The sequence below is a fragment of the Anaerococcus sp. Marseille-P9784 genome, assembly GCF_902500265.1.
Lineage (GTDB): Bacteria > Bacillota > Clostridia > Tissierellales > Peptoniphilaceae > Anaerococcus.
The window spans coordinates 451,784-470,731 of sequence record NZ_CABVOZ010000003.1 but is presented as its reverse complement, the minus strand read 5'-3'; the positions used below and the strand labels follow the sequence as shown (position 1 = coordinate 470,731).

Below are 18,948 nucleotides of genomic sequence, written 5' to 3'. Positions count from 1 at the left end.
CGGACACTGTCTGGCAAATTGTATACAAGAAAATAATAAGTATGAGAAGTGGAATTAATCTACTTCTTTTTTAATACTTAAATGTTATTTCAAGGAGAACGTTTTTATATTAAGCGGACATTTAATGGTATAATATAATAAATATTAGTTTTCAATGTAAGGTATATAGAGAATTTTTAGTTATAAAAGATTATTCTAAAAAACAATAGATCTATATATGAAAAATTTTGAGCTAATGGAAGAGTGGAAGTCAGCATAAGTACTTTTATAAAATGAAGAATTTAAAATATATAAATACGGATGTTTTGCTTGGAATCTTCTATTTTGGGGTTAGTTTTATTGAGGAAATAGTTGAATGCATTATTGGAAATAAATAGGAGTATTGGACATGTATTTATCAGAATTAAAAATTAAAAACTTTAGATGTTTTGATGATGGTGATTATGTAATTAAGTTTAATAATGGACTTAATGTTTTAGTTGGAGAGAATGATTCGGGTAAATCAGCAATAATAGATGCTATAAGATACGTATTAGGAACTACTGACATGAGTTGGAACAAATTAACTCCAGAAGATTTTTATAATGAAGACACGTCTTTAGAAATTGATATAGTGTGCAAATTTCAAGATTTAAATGTAGAGGAAAGGTCAGCATTCTTAGAATGCCTTACTTACGAGGGAGAAAATGGAAAAAAAGAATGTTTATATATAAATTGGAAAGCTAGGTATTTAAATACATATAATCCACCTAGAGCTTTAACTAGAATTACAACAGGATATAGTGGATCTGGAAATAATATTTCTCAAGAAGCTAGAGAACTGTTGAGAACAACTTATTTACATCCCTTAAGAGATGCTTATAGCGAAATGCGTTCTGGAAAAAATTCAAGGTTATCGAGAGTTATGCAAAATATTTCAAGTATCGATACTGGAAACGATAGCTATAACTATGGTGATGATTTAAATAAACTTTCTTTATTAGGAATTGCAAATTTATCAAATTATTTATTATCTAATCATAAAGCTTTGAGTGAAATTAATTTAGAAATGACTAAAATTATAAAAGAAAAAATGTTACTTGAAACTGATACCTTTAACACAACGCTGGAAGTTGCAGGATCAAATTTAAATGACAAGAGAAAGGTAATGTCATTACTAGAAAAATTAGATTTGGTAGTTGACAAAGATAGTAGTAGTTTAATGGGAAAAGTTGGTTTAGGAACTAGTAATTTAATGAGTATGGCTTGTGAACTTCTGTTACATAAAGATTCAAAGAATAATAATAAACCATGTTTTTTATTGATTGAAGAACCAGAAGCGCATATTCATGCTCAAAGGCAATTAAAATTAATTCAGTCTTTTGAAGATGATTCTGAAACTAATAATATACAAGTGATAATGACGACACATTCACCTTTGCTAGCATCTGTTATAAAGCTATCAAATATTATTATTGTTAAAAAGGGAAAAACGTACTCATTATCAAAAGAACATACTAATTTATGTGAAGATGATTATGTTTATTTAGAAAAATATTTAGACGCAACAAAGTCTAATCTTTTTTTTGCAAGAAGTGTAATGATTGTTGAAGGACCAGGAGAATCCCTATTATTACCAACTATAGCAGAGTTACTGGGTTGCAGCTTTACTAATTATGGCGTTTCTTTAATCGATGTTAGAAGTACGGGTTTAAGAAGATATGCAAGAATTTTTCAAAGGAAAAATGATAAAGAATTATTGGATATTAATGTTTCTTGCATTACAGATAGAGATATTATGCCTGATTGTGCTCCGCATATTTGTATAAATCAAAACTACAAAAATATTGAAAATTGGCCGGACAAGAAGATACGTAATTGGAGAGTAGAATCTGATTTTTCAGATGATGAAAAATGTAGACATTTATCGAATATAGATTCTAAAGCAAGTGGTCAAAGTGTTAAAACTTTTATTTCAGAACATTGGACTTTAGAGTATGATTTGGCATATGAAGGTTTGCAAGATAAGGAAATGACTAAAATATTAATAACTTCTCTTATTAATGTGAGTTATAAGCCAATAAACAGAGATAAAAAAAATAAAGAGCTAAATAATATGCTTAATAGTTATGAAACAATAGAGGAAAGGGCTTCATATTTTTACAGCTATTTTACTTCAAAAAAAGCATCTAAAGCGGATTTCGCGCAAGAGCTTTCAATAAATTTAGAAAAAGAATATTCAGATAAAGATAGTAATGAAATTGCAAGAGTAATCCCTAAATATCTGATAGAAGCAATAAAATATGTTACAAAGGGAGCATAGTATGAGAGGGATATTGAATGATTTGGAAATAACATCTCAAGACATTGAGTGGATTACAAGTGCAATTGGTAACAATATAAAGTTTGACGAATCAAGGATTGAAATAATTAAAAATATGGAATCTGTTGATATACAAGCATTTCCAGGAAGTGGAAAAACAACAATATTGATTTCAAAATTAGCAATACTTGCTAAAAAATGGAAATATTCAACTCGTGGTATTTGTGTATTATCTCATACTAATGTAGCAAGAGAAGAGATAGAACGGAGATTAGGAAATACAGAAGTAGGTCAAAAAATTTTATTGTACCCACACTTTATAGGAACTTTTCATTCTTTTTTTGATACTTTTGTCACTATACCATGGTTAAAATCAAGCGGATATAAAATAAGCATTATTGATAGTGAAATGGTGATGAGATATAGATGGAAAAAGATTCCGTATAGTACTAAATTGTATTTACAAAAACAGTATAAAAATGAAAATATATGCGAGTACAAAGGAGATATTGGTAAAATAGATTGGAATAAGAATGGAAAAACGAAAGAAATTATTTTATCTATTATTGAAGATACTCAAAAAGACGGATATTTTACATTTGGAGAAATGTTACTTTTTGCTAAAAAAATATTGAATGAAAATAGAAATATTGCGAAATCAATACAGCATAGGTTTCCTATTTTATTTATCGATGAAGCACAAGATACAGATGAGTTTCAATGGGAGCTATTAAATATGGTATTTGAGTATGATTCTAATGTTGTTATGCAATGTTATGGTGATATGAATCAGGCTATATATAACAGTGTATTTATTAAGAACAATTCTAATTATTTCCCTAGAAATGCTCCATTATTATTGAAAGAAAGTAAGAGATTCAATCATAAAATCGCAGAATTAGCTAATTCAGTAGCAGTATCTGAAGAAAGAATGAATGGGACTGATAATGATTTTTCTGATAATATAAAAAATACTATATTCCTATTTGAAAAAGATAGTATTAATAAAGTTATTGATGAATTTGGGAGATTGGTTTTAAATTCTTTTACAGACGATGAGATAAAACGATACGATAAAGATGGAATACATGTAATAGGTATGATACATGATAAAAAAGAAGAAACAACAGAAAAGCAATTTCCAAAAGGTGTCTATGATTATTGGACAGATTATAGATTTTGCTCAGATAGTAAATATAAAAATCCTAATTATATAATTACTTATTTTAGAAGAGGAAATGAAGCATTTAATTATTCTGGAGAAAATGAGGAACGAGTAGACTATATATGTAAAGGAATTATGAAACTAATAAACAATATAAATGGTACTATCAAAATATACGATAAAGGGAACTTATTTAATTCAATGCTTAGGGAATTACAAGAAGATAAAGCAAAAATATTTCGAAATAAGATGTTGGATTTGATAAGTTGTATCAATGATTTATCGGAAGACAACTGGGCAAATTTATTATATAAAATTCAGAGTATAATTAGTTTGTTTTTAGATCAAGAAAAAAGCATTGAAGGGCTTGAATGTGTTAAATGGGTTAAAAATGAGATTGATATTAAAAATGAAAAAAATGTTATATATAAATACGTTGACAATGAAAAGAATAGAAGTGTAGATATGATATTTGGTAGTATTCACTCGGTAAAAGGAAAAACACATTTAGCCACACTTGTTGTTGAAACATTTATGAGATCACATAATATAAAGTCAATAAACAATTATTTATATGGAGGAAAATCTAATATTAATAAAACTATAGAGAAAAGATTAAAATGTCAATATGTTGCGTTGTCAAGAGCCAGAGGATTAGTTTGTATGGCTATCCCAAAAGATTCTATAAACAACGATATTAAAGAAGGATTACAAAAGGATGGATGGAATATAGTTAATGTATAAATAAATGGATTTTTAATTCTATATTAATTCAGAGAATTTCTAATAATTATGCTGTAGTTAACCGTTAATTCGATGAATAAAACTCTTTTATGAAAATATTCTTTTTTCTATCCTCTCATAAAACTATTTGCTATTTTATTCTTCATTATAAAATATATTTTGGGGTCTTAGGGTTCTCCCTAACAAGGTAAAAATTAAAAAAATGGAGCATTCCGTAAAGGGCTGCTCCATTAATTTTTTCGTAAGTGTCCGTACACTTACTGTGCTTGCTACTAAAGTTATAAGCGTTAAGCCTGTATTAAGTTTTATTGATTATACCGCATTTAAAGAAATTAATAAAGAATTATAAAGGGCGTTCAAACAAATATCTTAAATAAGATTACTAAAATCTAAAAGAATCTTGTATTGAAATTAATTATCAAATGAGTTACAATAAAACTGACGGTATCGTCGGAATTATTTATTGTTAGGAGATAAAGTTTTGAATGATAAAAAATTGAAAGTAGGAGAAAAAAGGAAGTTAGAAATTCTAGAAGCGGCAAAGAAATGTTTCTTAGATAAGGGTTTCCAAAATACAACTATGGAAGATGTTATAGAAAAAGTCAGTTTAAGTAAAGGTGGTGTTTACTATCATTATGGTTCAACCTATGAAATGATTTATGATTTTATGAAATCAGGTATCAAATATAGAGGAGAAAAAAACAAAACTATCGACACATCTAAGTTAACGACTTTAGACGCAATTACTGAGATGATGATGGAAAGAATTTATGATGAAAATGAATTTAAAAGCATATATGCAATTTTTTTGAAACTACAAAATGAAGATAAAAGATTGTGTGAAATGTTTGAAAATTTAAAAGAAACAAACACAGAAATTTTATCGTCTGCATTTCCTCCAAACGATAAGCTCTCATCTATTTTTGAAGATGAGTTTTTAGTGACCTTTGTAAATACTTTGATTTTAGGATATGAAAGTTTAAATCAAAAAGAAATTTTTATTGAAAATAAAGAAACAATCAAAAAGATGTTAGAAGGTTATTTGAGAGAAAAACTCATTAATTAGGAGATTTTTATGGGTAAGGAGTTAATGTGCCATCTTTATGGAAGAAATTTAGAAAAAATAATAGAAAATTCTAAAGGGAGAATTTGTGAATTTTATAATTTGGAAAATGGGAAGTATATAGTTTCGAAGTACGAAATTTTCAAAGGGGTAACAGTTTTTTATAATGATATACACACTTCTGTCATAAAGAAAAAATTATCAAAAAATTTAAATCAAAGCTATGAGATTAATCATTGTAGAGAAGGAAGATTTGAATGCGTGTTAAGCGATGGAACTATTACTTATATGGAATCGGGAGATTTTGCAATCAATGCAAGTAGTAACAGCTCTGAGGAATCTTTTTTTCCTATATCTCATTATCATGGTGTGACTTTTTATATTAATCCAAAAGAATTTGATAGCGAAATATATTTTTTAGAGGAAATGTTAGGGATTAAATTTGAAGGTGTTTTAAGAAAATTATGCAAAAAGGACAAAGTTTTTGTACAAAGAGCTACTCGGCATATTGAACATATTTTTTATGAAGTTTATAAAGTTCCAGATGAAATTCTAATTGAATATCTAAGGGTAAAATTTCAAGAACTTTTCCTATATATTTCAAGCCTTGATACCAGTAACAAGATAAGCGATAGGAAATATTTTATTAAGACAAATGTTGATATTGTAAAGAAAATAGATGAATTTATAAAGAATAATTACGAAAAAAATATAACTTATGATAAACTATCAGAAATCTTTAAGATAAATTCTACCACAATGAAATCTTGCTATAAGAGTGTTTTTGGGCAAACAATTAAGGAAGCTATAACAAGTAAAAGATTGGAGGTAGCAGCTGATTTTTTGAATAATACATCAATTTCAATTACGGAAATTGCTATTAGGGTAGGTTTCACAGATCATGCTAAATTTTCAAATACTTTTAAAAATAAGTTTAATCTCACTCCTTCAGAATACAGAAAAATATCTAAAACAGCACATTTAGTCTAAATAGTCAAGAAAATAAGCTTAGTCTATTATAGAATGATAATTGTTATCAAATAAGGAGGTTGAATTATGGAAAGTAAAAAATTAACTATAAAAGATTTAGCAACCATAGGAATCTTTTCTGCAATCATGATTGTTGTATTCATTGCTTTTTCAATGATCACAGGGGCATCATTATTTTTCAATATGATTTTTAATGCTGTGTTTACTGCACTAATTTTAGGACCATTTTTTGTTTATATGGCTATGAAAGTAGGCAAACCGGGAGTTGCATTAATTTATAATATTATACAAGCTATATTAGCAACTGTCTTTATGGGCCCTTTTATGATTCCATGGTTTGTAGGTGGCGGGATAATTGCAGAGTTATCTATGCTTGGTACAGGTAGCTATAGGAATATAAAAAGAATTACTATTGCTTGGATAATTACATCATTAACTAGAGCGGCTCATGGTATGAGCGAAATATGGTTTTTTAAAGATGCCTTCATTAAGTCTGGCGTATCTCCAGAACAAGTTCAAATACAAACTCAGTATTATACAAATCCAAAATGGATTCTTATTTCTTTAGCATGTACTATTGTGGCGGCAATTATTGGTTGCTATTTAGGAAATAAGATGACAGAAAAGCATTTCAAAAAGACAGGCATAATAAAATGATGCATTTGGACTTACGTTCCAAATTAGTAGTATTTTTAAGTACAGTATTTTTGGTTTCAGTATTGTCCAAAGATACTGTACTTTTTTTATTAGCCGCCATTTTAGTTATTTATGTATCACTGCAAGGATATAGCAAATCTACTATAAAACTAATTATTGCAATGGGCGTTTTAAGTTTTTTGAGATTTGTCTCAAATGGTGAAGGTTTTGGCATTTTGATTCCTGATATGTTTCTGTTTATGGTTATAAGAACATTAGTTATAGTTCTATCAGTAATACCAATTTTAAAAACACCTCCAGGAGAGATAATGGCAATAATGAAAAAAATGAAAATTCATAGAAATGTTGCTTTGCCACTTATTTTCATGATGAGATTTTTCCCAGTAGTTAAAAGTGAGTTTAAAGAAATTATCGACTCGTTGAGATTAAGGGGATTAATTTCTATTAAAAAACCATTTTTAACGATGGAATATTTATTTGTTCCTATGATGTTTTCATCTTCAAAAATAGCTGAAGAACTTGCCGCCGCATCGGAAGTAAGAGGAATTTCTGCATCTGGAAAACATAGCTCAAGAAGAGAAATAAAATTTAGAAATCTTGATGTTATTGTTTGTTTAATCACCATCTTTATCACAATGAGCATGATTTTTCTGGAGAGGAGTTATTAAGATGATCAAGTTAAAAAATGTAAGCTTTGCCTACAGTAAAGATTCAGCAAACATCTTAAAAAATATTAATTTGGAAATTAATGATGGGGAATGTGTTGCCTTTATAGGGGCGAGTGGTTGTGGTAAAACTACCCTTACAAGACTTATAAATGGTCTTGCTTATAAATTCTATGGAGGGAAATTAAAGGGAGAAATTTCCATAGATGGAATAAATCCCCTGGAAAAAGAATTATATGAAATAGGGAGGAAAGTAGGATCTATTTTTCAAAATCCCAAGAGTCAATTTTTTGCAGAAAATGTAGAAGACGAAATTGCCTTCGGGCTTGAAAATTATGGGATAGAAAGAGAAAAAATAGATGAAATAATCAATAATTCCTTAAAATCTATTAATGGAGAAGATTTAAAAGATAAAAACTTATTTCATCTTTCAAGTGGAGAAAGACAAAAAATAGCAATTGCTTCAATAAATGCACTTAATCCACCTATTTATGTTTTTGATGAACCGTCTGCTAACCTAGATATGAAAAGTGTAGAAGCTTTAAGAAAACTTATGCTTTTATTAAAGAAAAATAAAAAGACAATAATCATTTCAGAGCATAGGCTATACTACCTTAGAGGAGTAGTGGATAAATATTATTATCTTGAAAATGGGGAAATTAGCAATGTTTTTACAGAGGAAGAACTATTATCAAAAAGTGAAGATTTTTTCAATAAGTTAGGATTAAGATTCTTTTCTTTAAATAAAATATCTCCTAAAATAAATAAGTTAAAAGAGATAAATTCTATGAACTTAGAAAAAATTTCTTTTTCCTATAATAAGAATGTCCTTATAAAAGATTTGACCTACGAATTTAAAAGTGGAAATATTTATGGAATTATTGGGGATAATGGCATAGGCAAATCTACTCTATTTAAAATTTTAAGTGGACTTATGAAAAAAGATAGTGGTTTTATATCTATAAATGGAGAAAAATTAAACAAAAGAAATAGGCAAAAAAGAATATACTACCTGTCAAATAATCCTGATAGTAATCTTTTTGAAGTTTCAGCAGAAGACGAGTTAAAACTAAATAATAAAGATGCAGATACAGATAAAATATTAGATGATTTTAACTTAGAAAATATAAAAGACATCCATCCACAAATCATGTCAGGCGGACAAAAACAAAGATTAACTATCGCTTCAGCAGAACTTTTAGAAAGAGATGTTTATTTATTTGATGAGCCAACAAGTGGTTTAGATGGACATAATATGCAAATTATTTCAGAAAGAATGAAAAAATTACAAGAAAAAGAAAAAATTATACTTATAATTTCCCATGATTATGAATTTTTGTGTAATTCCTGCAATAAAATTCTTTATTTAGACGGATACTCTTTTGAGGAATTTTCTACAAAGGAGGATAAAGAAAAAATATTAGCTATATTAATTGGAAAAAAATTTAATATTTAGGAGGGGATTTGATGGATTTAATAAAACAATATGTAAGTAAAAGAAAAGGATCATATTTTGCATCCGTACTACTAGCCATAGTGGGAGTAGTGGCAGGACTTTTATCTTATATATACATGGCAAAAATCATTGTAAATTTGATTAATGGCGTAAGCGGCATGAATTTATACACTCCACTTTGCATAAGTATTTTAATAACATTTGTTATTAAAGAAGTGGCAGCTGGAATATCAACAAGTATTTCCCATACGGCAACCTTTAATTCATTAGGAGAAATCAGAAATGATATTTCCAAAAAATTATTTAAGATGCCATTGGGAGATGTATTATCAAGATCATCTGGAGAATTAAAAAATATTATAGTTGAGCAAGTTGATTCTATGGAAACTTCACTTGCCCACTTAGTGCCGGAATTTACGGCAAATTTAGTAGGACCTATTCTATTGTTTATTTACATGTTTACATTAGATTGGCGATTGACCTTGCTATCACTAATTCCATTTGTGGTAGGAATGTCTATTATGATGTCTGTTATGAATGCTCATTATAAGGAAATGTTTGGAAAGTCAGTTGCTATTGGTCAACACATGAATAATTCTATTGTCGAGTATATAAATGGTATTGAAGTAATCAAGACCTTTAATCAAAGCGAATCATCTTATAAAAAATATGCTGATGCAGTTTATGATAATGCAAACTTTTATTATAACTGGATGGGTGAATCTATGAATAGGGTTGCCATAGGTAGATTACTTTCTCCTATGGGAATTATTACAATCATACCCTTTGGGATTTTATTTTATATAAAGGGAAGTATTGATTTAGAAAATTTAATTACCTTAATCGTCTTATCCTTTGCTACAGTTTCTAGCATTTTAAAAATCATGAACTATATGGATGATATGTCAAGAATATCAACTATAACTTCTGAAATAGGAAAAATTTTAGATTCAAGAGAGTTAGAAAATATTGACAAGGGAGAAAAAATAGAATCCTATAATATAGAACTTCAAGACGTAGACTTTTCTTACGATGGAAAAAAGAAAGTCATTGATAATCTTTCTATGGAAATAAAAGAATCTAATGTTTCAGCACTTGTTGGTCCTTCTGGGTCAGGCAAGTCCACAATAGCAAAACTCATTGCGGGATTTTGGAATGTAGATAAGGGATCTATTAAAATTGGCGGAGTAGAAACAAAAGATGTGTCGCTCGAAAACTTGTCTTCACTTATTTCTTTTGTATCCCAAGACAATTTCCTCTTTGATATGACTATAAAGGAAAATATTAGGCTTGGAAATAAGAATGCCTCTGACGAAGAAATTATAGATGTATGTAAAAAATCTGCCTGCCATGATTTTATTATGAATCTATCTAATGGTTATGATACAAGAGTTGGTGAAGGTGGAGGTCATCTATCTGGAGGAGAAAGACAAAGAATATCTAATGCTCGTGCCATGCTAAAGAATGCACCAATCGTAATTTTAGATGAAGCAACTTCTTATATAGATCCTGAAAATGAAGCTCTCATACAAAACGCCTTGGCAAATCTAGTTAAGGGTAAAACTTTAATCATAATAGCTCATAGATTAAAGACAATTGTTGATGCCGATAGGATATTTGTTATTAAAGATGGTAAATTGAATTCTTATGGTACTCATGAAGAACTATTAAAGTCATCAGAGCTTTATAAGGAAATGTATGCTGCAAATTTAAGGGGTGATGAAAATGCTTAATGTATTTAAAAAGATATGGAATTTTTCAAAAGAAGAACAGGTATATATTAAGAAATCTATTCTCGCTGGATTTTTGCACGCAGTATTTAATGCCCTTGAGTTTGGAGCAATTTACTATATGCTAGTAAATATATTTTCTAAAACTTTAGACTATAAAACTATCTTTGTTTGTCTTGGAATATTAGTTATATCCCTTGTTGGAAAGATAATAACACAAAAATCATCACAAATGGCACAAACACACGCTGGATATTTTATGGCAGCTCACAAGAGAATAGAAATAGGAGAAAAGATAAAAAGAGTTCCTATGGGTTTCTTTTCAAGCTTTTCACTAGGAAGATTAACTACTATTGCTACATCCTCACTTTCCCAAGCAGAAATGTGGGTGCCTATGCTTTTGGTTCTTGTACTTGGTGGAGTTTTAAATACTTTAGTCTTTGTCCTTGGAACTTTAATTTTTAACGTAAAGGTAGGACTGGTTGCTGTAGCAGGTGTGGTAGTATTTTTCATCGTTACATCAATGATGGAGAAAAAATCATCAGCTAATGCAGACAAAATGACAGAAACACAAACAAGACTTACAAAAGAAGTATTAGCAACTTTACAAGGAATGCAGGTTATAAAATCCTATAATCTTGGTGGAGAAAATAACATAGCTTTGAGAAAGTCTATAAAAGATACATCAAATATACTTTTAGATTTAGAAATATCTGTAGCACCATACACAGTTATCCAAAGAATTGTAATGGGAATAACAACAGTAGCTATGGTCTATGTATCATTAAAATTAAATTTATCTGGTGAACTTCCACTTGCTGAAACAATTCTTATGATTATGGCATCCTTTATTATCTTTGAAGGCTTAATCGGGGCAGGATCAAACATGGCGATCCTAAGAGCTTGCGAAAATGCGATAGATTCTGTAGATTTTATCGACTCTATGCCTGATATGAGAGAAGGAAGTATTACAGAGCCTATAAAAAATCACAATATAGTCTTTAAAAATGTCAGCTTCTCTTATGATGACAGACCCATTTTAAAAAATGTCTCAGCAGAGATAAAAGAAAATACCATGACTGCCATAGTTGGTCCATCTGGATCTGGTAAAACAACATTTTGTAATCTTATTGCAAGATTTTGGGATGTAAATTCTGGCGAAATTTTAATAGGTGGAAAAAATATTAAGGATTATAAGATAGAAAATCTTATGAATTCAATTTCCATGGTATTTCAAGATGTATATCTATTTGAAGATACAATTGAAAATAATATAAAATTTGGAAAACAAAATGCAAGCCATGAAGAAGTAGTTCAGGCTGCTAAAAAAGCAAGATGTCATGAATTTATAGAAGCTTTACCAGAAGGATATGACACTATCATTGGGGAAGGTGGAGCAAGTCTATCAGGTGGAGAAAAACAAAGAATCTCAATAGCCAGAGCCATGCTAAAAGATGCGGACATCATAATCTTTGATGAAGCCACAGCAAGTATAGATCCAGAAAATGAAGATAAACTTAAAGAAGCAATAGAATCATTAACAAAAGACAAAACAGTAATTATGATTGCCCACAGACTAAAGACAATTAGAAATGCTGACCAGATTTTAGTCTTAAAAGATGGAGAAATAGTAGAACGAGGAAATCACGAAGACCTGATTAAGAATGATGGACTTTATTCTGACCTTATCAATGCAAAAGCTAAAGCGGAATCATGGAAATTAAATAATTAATATAAAAGAAATATTTAAAGTCTTTGAAGAAGAAAATATAGATACTTTGACAATGAATGGAGAGTTACTATTAACAATATTAAGTTCAGTAGCTCAACAAGAAGTAGAAAATACCTCGGCCCATGTAAAAAAAGGATTAAAAATGAAAATGAAAAAAGGGGAGCTTATTGGTTTTCAAGGTTGCCTTGGTTATGATTATGACCCTACAATAAAAAGTATCTCTATAAAATGAAGAAGAAATAAATGATAATACTTTAGTCAAAGATTTGAAAAAGTTAGAAAACCAATTAAACAGAATCATTAGTCAAGAAAGAAAGTTAGTTGATCTTCATTTAGAAGATAGTATAGACGAAGAAGTTTATGCTAAAAAGTATAAAAAACTTATAAAACAAAAAGAAGAATTACTTGATGAAAAGAAAACACTAGAGCTAACTATCAAAGATGAAAACTCTATTAAAGAAAGACTAAAGCAATTTAAAAAGGTCTTAGAAAACAAAGAAATTATAGAGGAATTTAACAGAACAGTATTTGAAAGCATAGTTGATAAAGTCGTGGTGGGCAGAATCGACAAAGACGGAACAATCCATCCATATGACCTGACATTTTACTTCAAAACAGGAGTTAAAGATAGTCAAGATTCTAATAACTTTAAAGATAAAAGAAAAAATGCCAAAGACAATGACATTAATAAATTGTGCTCCCACAAGAATGACGAGGATAAAAATTTATGTTCCCAAGCAAAAGACAATGCACCAGTACAATTTAATCGAGGCGATAGATGATGAATAGTAAGGTTATAGTTATACCAGCGAAGAAGAAAAAAGGAAATTCCATCAAGGAATCAGAAAAGAAGAAACTGAGAGTGGCAGCTTATGCGAGGGTATCAACAGATAGCGATGAACAGGCAAATTCTTATGACACTCAAGTAGACCATTATACAAATTATATTAAGAAAAATCCAGATTGGAAATTTGCGGGAGTTTTTTCTGATGAAGGAATCAGTGGAATCTATACCAAGAAAAGAGCTGGCTTTAATAAAATGATTGAAGAAGCCATGGAATGAAACATAGACTATATCATAACAAAGTCCATATCGAGGTTTGCCAGAAATACCCTAGACTGTTTAAAGTATATTCGTAAACTAAAAGAAAATAATATCCCAGTCTATTTTGAAAAAGAAAACATCAACACCATGGATGCCAAGGGAGAAGTCCTACTTACCATTATGGCATCTCTTGCTCAACAGGAAAGTCAGTCCTTATCGCAAAATGTGAAGTTAGGCTTTCAATATAGATTTCAACAAGGTCAAGTGCAAGTAAACCATAATAGATTTTTAGGCTATACAAAAGATGAATCCGGAAAACTTGTCATCGTTCCTGAAGAAGCAAAAATTATAAAAAGGATCTACAGAGAATATTTAGAAGGAACAAGCCTACGAGATATAAAGGAAGGACTTGAAAAAGACAAGATAGTAAATGGGGCGGGAAATAAGAAGTGGCATGTATCGAACCTCAATCAAATATTAACCAATGAGAAATATATGGGGGATGCCTCTTACAAAAAACATACACTGTAGATTTCCTGAATAAGAAGAGAGTAAAGAATGATGGAATAGCACCTCAATACTATGTAGAAAATAGCCACGAAGCCATCATACCAAAAGAAATCTTCATGAGAGTTCAAGAAGAAATGTATAGACGAGCTAACATGGTGAGCGGCAAAGGAAAGAGAAGAATTTATTCAAGCAAATACGCTCTTTCAAGTATTGTATACTGCTCTAAATGCGGAGATATTTACAGGCGAATAGCATGGAATAGTAGAGGAAAGAAATATACTGTTTGGAGATTCTGTACAAGAGTAACCCATGGACCAGAAGCATGTGAAGCAAGAACCATAAGAGAAGAAGACCTACAAGAGGCAGTTGTAGAAGCCATCAATCGGCTTATTGTTGAAAGCAGTGAATTAAAAGAAATAATAAAAGAGAATATTGAAAAAGCCATCACAGGTGATGAAAGTGGCAGAATTGAAGAAATAGATAAAGAAATGTTGAAAGTGCAAGAGGAACTTTTTAAAGTCGCAAATGCCAAGAAAGATTATACAGACCTTGCAGACAAGGTGGAAGAGTTAAGAAATGAAAAAGAAAAGATACTCCTAAGTATTGCGGAAAAGAAAAACGAACAAATCAGACTAATAGAATTAGAAGAGTTTTTAGACAATCAAGAATTGGAAATAGAAAGCTATGATGAAAAATTGGTAAGGAAACTTATAGAGAAGATAGTAATTTATGAAGAAAATTTAAAAGTAGTATTTAAATCAGGACTTGAAGCTGAGATTGAAAAGTAGGCAGCTCTAGATATAGGGCTGTTTTTGCTTTGCTTACAAATGGTATAATATAAATAATAAATATTAGTGGAGAGGGTATATGGTTGAACTAGAAGAAATATTGGAATTGATAAATCTTAGGCAGGAAGGTGGGTACTGGGATTTCAAGAAAGAATGGTATAAATCTAATAATAAATGAAAGCAAGATTTGCTTCATGATATTATATGTATGGCAAATAATTTGGAAAGCAGAGATGCCTATATAATAATTGGTGTTGATGAAGAAACGACTATGCTATAGTTGATGTAACAGATAATGAAGGTAGAAAAAACACTCAAATGTTAGTCGATTTTCTAAAAGATAAAGAATTTGCTGGAGGTATAAGACCAACTGTTTATGTGAAGAGTTATACACATAGTAGTAAAAAAATGGATGTGATTATTATTAAAAATGACAAAAACACCCCATACTACTTAACAAATAATTGTAAAGGAATTAGAGCAAATCATATTTATACGAGAATTCAAGATGTAAATAGTGCTAGAGATCGATCTGCAGATCTAAATAAAGTTGAATATTTATGGAAGAAGAGATTTGGATTAACTTCTTCACCACTAGAAAGGCTAGAGTTGTATTTGGAAGATTATAATAATTGGATTGATGGGCCTAATGGTGAAATGCAAAAGTACTATAAATATTTTCCTGAGTTTACGATAGAATACATGTCTGTAAAAGATGGTAGAGATGGTTATGAATACTATTTATTTTCCCAAACAGATTCAAGTCCACATTGGTATGACATACAATTTAAATATCATCAGACTCTTTTAAAAGAGTTACTTGGAGTCACCTTAGATGGAGGAAGATATTTTACACCATGCCCAGAAATAGCTGGTATTACTCTAGATAAAACAAAAAATTATAATTGGGACTTTTCTTATAGGTACTTTACAAAAGGAACTTTTAAATACAAGTTAAATGAGTTTTTCTACTTGCAAGAAAGTTTTAGTGAGGAGTACTCTAGAATGGGATTTTTCGAGGTTGTTCTTTTGTTTGAATCAGAAAACGAGCGTATGGAATTTGAGAAATTTGTAAGGAGAAATTGGTATAAAAGAGATATGTATTTGAATAATGTCTATATGCCGCATATTCCTAATTTACCTAATTACAAAGAGGGAGTTTTTATAGAAGAGTATGAAAACGCATTAGTTTTAAATAAAATGTTAAGTGAGTTTAGAAATAACCAAAACTAGATATATTCCCACATACGAGGCTTTTGGAAAATAACCAATGTTATCCATACTGACCTCTCAAGCCATGTGGAATGTATAACTTTTATTTCTAAGATAGATAAAACAACTATAAAAATTTTTATTTAAGTAGGAAGTGAATATGGAAGGCAGTTTTTTAGAAAATGTATGGATAGATTCAAAGATTATTGAAGATTGTATTATTGGTAGGGTTGTAAATGTTGGTAAAATTTATGGGTTAAATAGTGCTTATGAAATATGGAATGAAGCAAATAATACTATATTAAATTGTAATGATAATAAAGAAAAACTAAATCAGGGATTCTTATCTCTAAAAAGAGCCTTTAATGTAACGTCAATGGAGTTAAGAAAAAATTTAGGGATTGACAATATAAAATACAGTTCTAAAAAGAAAACAAAAGATTTTTTAGGGGATCTAGAATATTTTGAAATTATAAAAACACTGACATTAAATAAGTATCTTAATCTTAGAAATCTTATAGAACATGAAAATCAATCTCCACCTTCAGTTGAAGATTGCTTATCTTTATCAGAATATATATGGAATTATATTAGGAATACAGCTAATATTCTTAATCAATTTACAGAATATATTAGCATTACTAGCAATAATAATAAAATTTTATTTGAATATATTATAGAAGAAAAGAATAATATGTACTTTCCTCATTTGTATGTTACAGCTTTTGTAGAATCAAAATTTGTTTCATATCTTTATAAAGAGAAATCAATAAATGTAGAAAAAATAAACTTGTTAAACAAGTTTGATTTACAGAAAGAAATAGAGTTTGAAAAAGAATCTGAATATATAGACGATTTAAGTCATATTGCTATTAAAGGAGAAATTCTTAATCAAGATATTATTGCTGAGTACATTAAAGTATTGATTTTACCAGAATATGGAGGTTTAGATGACATATCAATCCAATCAATTTTCTCAAAAGTATGAGATAATTGATTTTGAAATTTTTTTAACGTCTGATTGTGAATATGATGATATTATGTTTGGAAGAATAGATTTTTTTAAATATTTATGGCAAGACGAGGTAGAAGTTAAAAAGTTTATAGCTAGTATAACCTTTTATATCTTTAGTGTTTATAATATTGAAGATATGTTACTATTAGCTGATAATATTTCTGGTGATTTAGAATATGTGGCAAGTGCTTATAACGTTTATTGTAATGAAGTTGGAGGAATAGGCTCCGTTGCTATAATAGATGATTTTAATCTAATAGATGAGCCGAAGGATTTTTATGAGAAAACACAAATGATTAAATACTTTTTAGCAAAAACAATAGAGAAATTACAAATAATAGGTACAGGGACATTGCTTTTTATATCCAAGGCTTTGATTTTAGATATTAACAAATCAGATAGACTATACTTAATAAATGAATTACTAGATATTAATTGCATACCAATATATCAAGATAAAAGTGATATTGTTTTAGCTAGGAATTTAGTTTAGACATTATAAGCTAAACAAATATTGATTAATGCTAGATATAGGGCTTAAAATAAAATTTATCATATAATATTATCATATGAAGTGGAAAAAAGACTTAAATACGAAAATATTTCTAGAAGATTAATATGGAATATAATTGTAAATTTAAAGTAACATGTAAATAATTGGGAGAAAAGATGACTAAAGAAATTAAAACAATGAAAGAAGAAATATGTGATTATTGGTTTTCTAGAATTGATGAAAGCAACTTAAGTGTTGATGCATCGGAAGCATTAGAAAGATGTTGGAGATGTGGATCAAAAAGAAGGCTAGAGAGATGTCATATAATTCCAAGATCCTTGGGTGGTGAAGATATTCCATCGAATTATGTTTTACTTTGTAAAAGATGCCATTTAGAAAACCCTAATGTTTATGATCCTGAAATTATGTGGGATTGGCTTGAAGCATATAAGGAACCCTACTATGATACATTTTGGATAAACCGAGGCTTGGAAGAATATGAGAGAATCTATAAAAGTAATTTTAAAGATGACATTGCCATATTTAATCAATTTATAACCAAGAAATAAGCTAAAGAAATTTTAGGAGAAGATATAGATAGCTATGCTACGCATCATTTTGGACAAATGTATTTAAACTCTTCAACTATAGCTGGACTAATGAGAATTTTAATTAAAAAATTGAAAAAAAAGTATGAAATTGATTAAAAAACTAAAATATCTTATAAATTAATATAATAATTAATAACAAATACTCTGAATAAATTTGCGTTTTGAGCTTAAATTGAATAACATAGAAAAAATGTAAAATGAGAGCTGATAATAATAGGTATGATTCAAGACCGATTAAGTCAGATTTTGACTACTCTATGTATAAAGGCAAATATATTCATAGAAGGCAAATATATTCATAGAAGGCAAATTGTGAGTAATATTTTAGAATAAATTTACTATCAAAAATTTATATAGATATATTCCCACATACGAGGCTTTTGAAAAATCTCAAATTTTATCCATACTGACCACTCGAGCCACGTGGAGACGGTAGTTCTATTGTCCAAACTAAATACAGAACATCATTTAGATATAGAAATAGGGTAAGATGAATTATCAGAAATTGACTTTTCAAAAGAGGCAACTTATGGAGAAATTAAAAAGTATGTGTTAGATAAATACGGGTTAAAAGTTTCAAGCCTATATATTGCACAAGTAAAAAGGGAATGTGGTCTAATAGAAAGGGAAAACTACATTATTAGCAAGAAAGAAAATCAAAGAGTACCAAATTGTCCAGAAGAAAAAGAAAAAGCAATAGAAAATGCTTTAGAGTATTTTGGAATGATTTAAGAAAAATAATGCCTCAGATTAGATTCTGAGGTTATTTT

Annotated in this window: 14 protein-coding genes and 2 pseudogenes; all 16 read left to right on the top strand. The window is 29.1% G+C overall.

What is annotated here, in order from left to right:
- The first annotated feature begins 388 nt into the window (after positions 1–388).
- The 16 genes and pseudogenes from GAN53_RS08895 (at position 389) to GAN53_RS09885 (ending at position 18,910) form a co-directional block, all read left to right on the top strand.
- Entirely contained in the window at positions 389–2,302 is a 1,914-nt protein-coding gene (locus GAN53_RS08895; RefSeq protein WP_151410728.1) for an ATP-dependent nuclease, read from the top strand.
- Between the two features lie 13 nt (positions 2,303–2,315).
- On the top strand, positions 2,316–4,211 hold the full coding sequence (locus GAN53_RS08890; protein WP_192574108.1) for a UvrD-helicase domain-containing protein: 1,896 nt from the start codon (positions 2,316–2,318) through the stop codon (positions 4,209–4,211).
- A gap of 481 nt (positions 4,212–4,692) precedes the next feature.
- The gene (locus tag GAN53_RS08885) at positions 4,693–5,277 is read left to right on the top strand and encodes a TetR/AcrR family transcriptional regulator (RefSeq protein WP_151410726.1); all 585 of its coding nucleotides are present in this window, start codon (positions 4,693–4,695) and stop codon (positions 5,275–5,277) included.
- Positions 5,278–5,286: 9 nt separating this feature from the next.
- Positions 5,287–6,264, top strand: a complete 978-nt coding sequence (locus GAN53_RS08880) for a helix-turn-helix domain-containing protein (protein WP_151410725.1) — start codon at positions 5,287–5,289, stop codon at positions 6,262–6,264.
- Positions 6,265–6,330: 66 nt separating this feature from the next.
- Positions 6,331–6,921, top strand: a complete 591-nt coding sequence (locus GAN53_RS08875; protein ID WP_151410724.1) for an MptD family putative ECF transporter S component — start codon at positions 6,331–6,333, stop codon at positions 6,919–6,921.
- Positions 6,918–7,589, top strand: a complete 672-nt coding sequence (locus tag GAN53_RS08870; protein ID WP_002834816.1) for an energy-coupling factor transporter transmembrane component T family protein — start codon at positions 6,918–6,920, stop codon at positions 7,587–7,589. Before GAN53_RS08875 ends, GAN53_RS08870 begins: the two co-directional genes overlap by 4 nt.
- Before the next feature lies 1 nt (position 7,590).
- Positions 7,591–9,042, top strand: coding sequence for an ABC transporter ATP-binding protein (locus GAN53_RS08865; RefSeq protein WP_151410723.1), 1,452 nt, complete (start codon positions 7,591–7,593; stop codon positions 9,040–9,042).
- 11 nt (positions 9,043–9,053) lie between these two features.
- Complete coding sequence (locus GAN53_RS08860) at positions 9,054–10,775, top strand: ABC transporter ATP-binding protein (RefSeq protein WP_151410722.1); 1,722 nt, start codon at positions 9,054–9,056, stop codon at positions 10,773–10,775.
- Entirely contained in the window at positions 10,768–12,504 is a 1,737-nt protein-coding gene (locus GAN53_RS08855; protein ID WP_151410721.1) for an ABC transporter ATP-binding protein, read from the top strand. The genes GAN53_RS08860 and GAN53_RS08855 overlap by 8 nt, the downstream gene beginning before the upstream one ends.
- 19 nt (positions 12,505–12,523) lie before the next feature.
- Positions 12,524–13,286, top strand: a pseudogene (locus GAN53_RS08845) (recombinase family protein); the annotation flags it as partial.
- A pseudogene (locus tag GAN53_RS08840) lies at positions 13,286–14,847 on the top strand (recombinase family protein). The pseudogenes GAN53_RS08845 and GAN53_RS08840, both read left to right, overlap by 1 nt.
- 318 nt (positions 14,848–15,165) lie before the next feature.
- Positions 15,166–16,080, top strand: a complete 915-nt coding sequence (locus GAN53_RS08835; RefSeq protein WP_225791860.1) for an ATP-binding protein — start codon at positions 15,166–15,168, stop codon at positions 16,078–16,080.
- A gap of 139 nt (positions 16,081–16,219) precedes the next feature.
- Entirely contained in the window at positions 16,220–17,047 is an 828-nt protein-coding gene (locus tag GAN53_RS08830) for a hypothetical protein (protein WP_151410718.1), read from the top strand.
- Positions 17,010–17,567 (top strand): hypothetical protein, encoded by a 558-nt coding sequence (locus GAN53_RS08825; RefSeq protein WP_151410717.1) that lies wholly within the window; start codon positions 17,010–17,012, stop codon positions 17,565–17,567. The genes GAN53_RS08830 and GAN53_RS08825 overlap by 38 nt, the downstream gene beginning before the upstream one ends.
- A gap of 176 nt (positions 17,568–17,743) precedes the next feature.
- Positions 17,744–18,136, top strand: a complete 393-nt coding sequence (locus GAN53_RS08820; protein WP_225791859.1) for an HNH endonuclease — start codon at positions 17,744–17,746, stop codon at positions 18,134–18,136.
- A 591-nt stretch (positions 18,137–18,727) separates the two neighbouring features.
- On the top strand, positions 18,728–18,910 hold the full coding sequence (locus tag GAN53_RS09885; RefSeq protein ID WP_225791858.1) for a hypothetical protein: 183 nt from the start codon (positions 18,728–18,730) through the stop codon (positions 18,908–18,910).
- Positions 18,911–18,948: the final 38 nt, after the last annotated feature.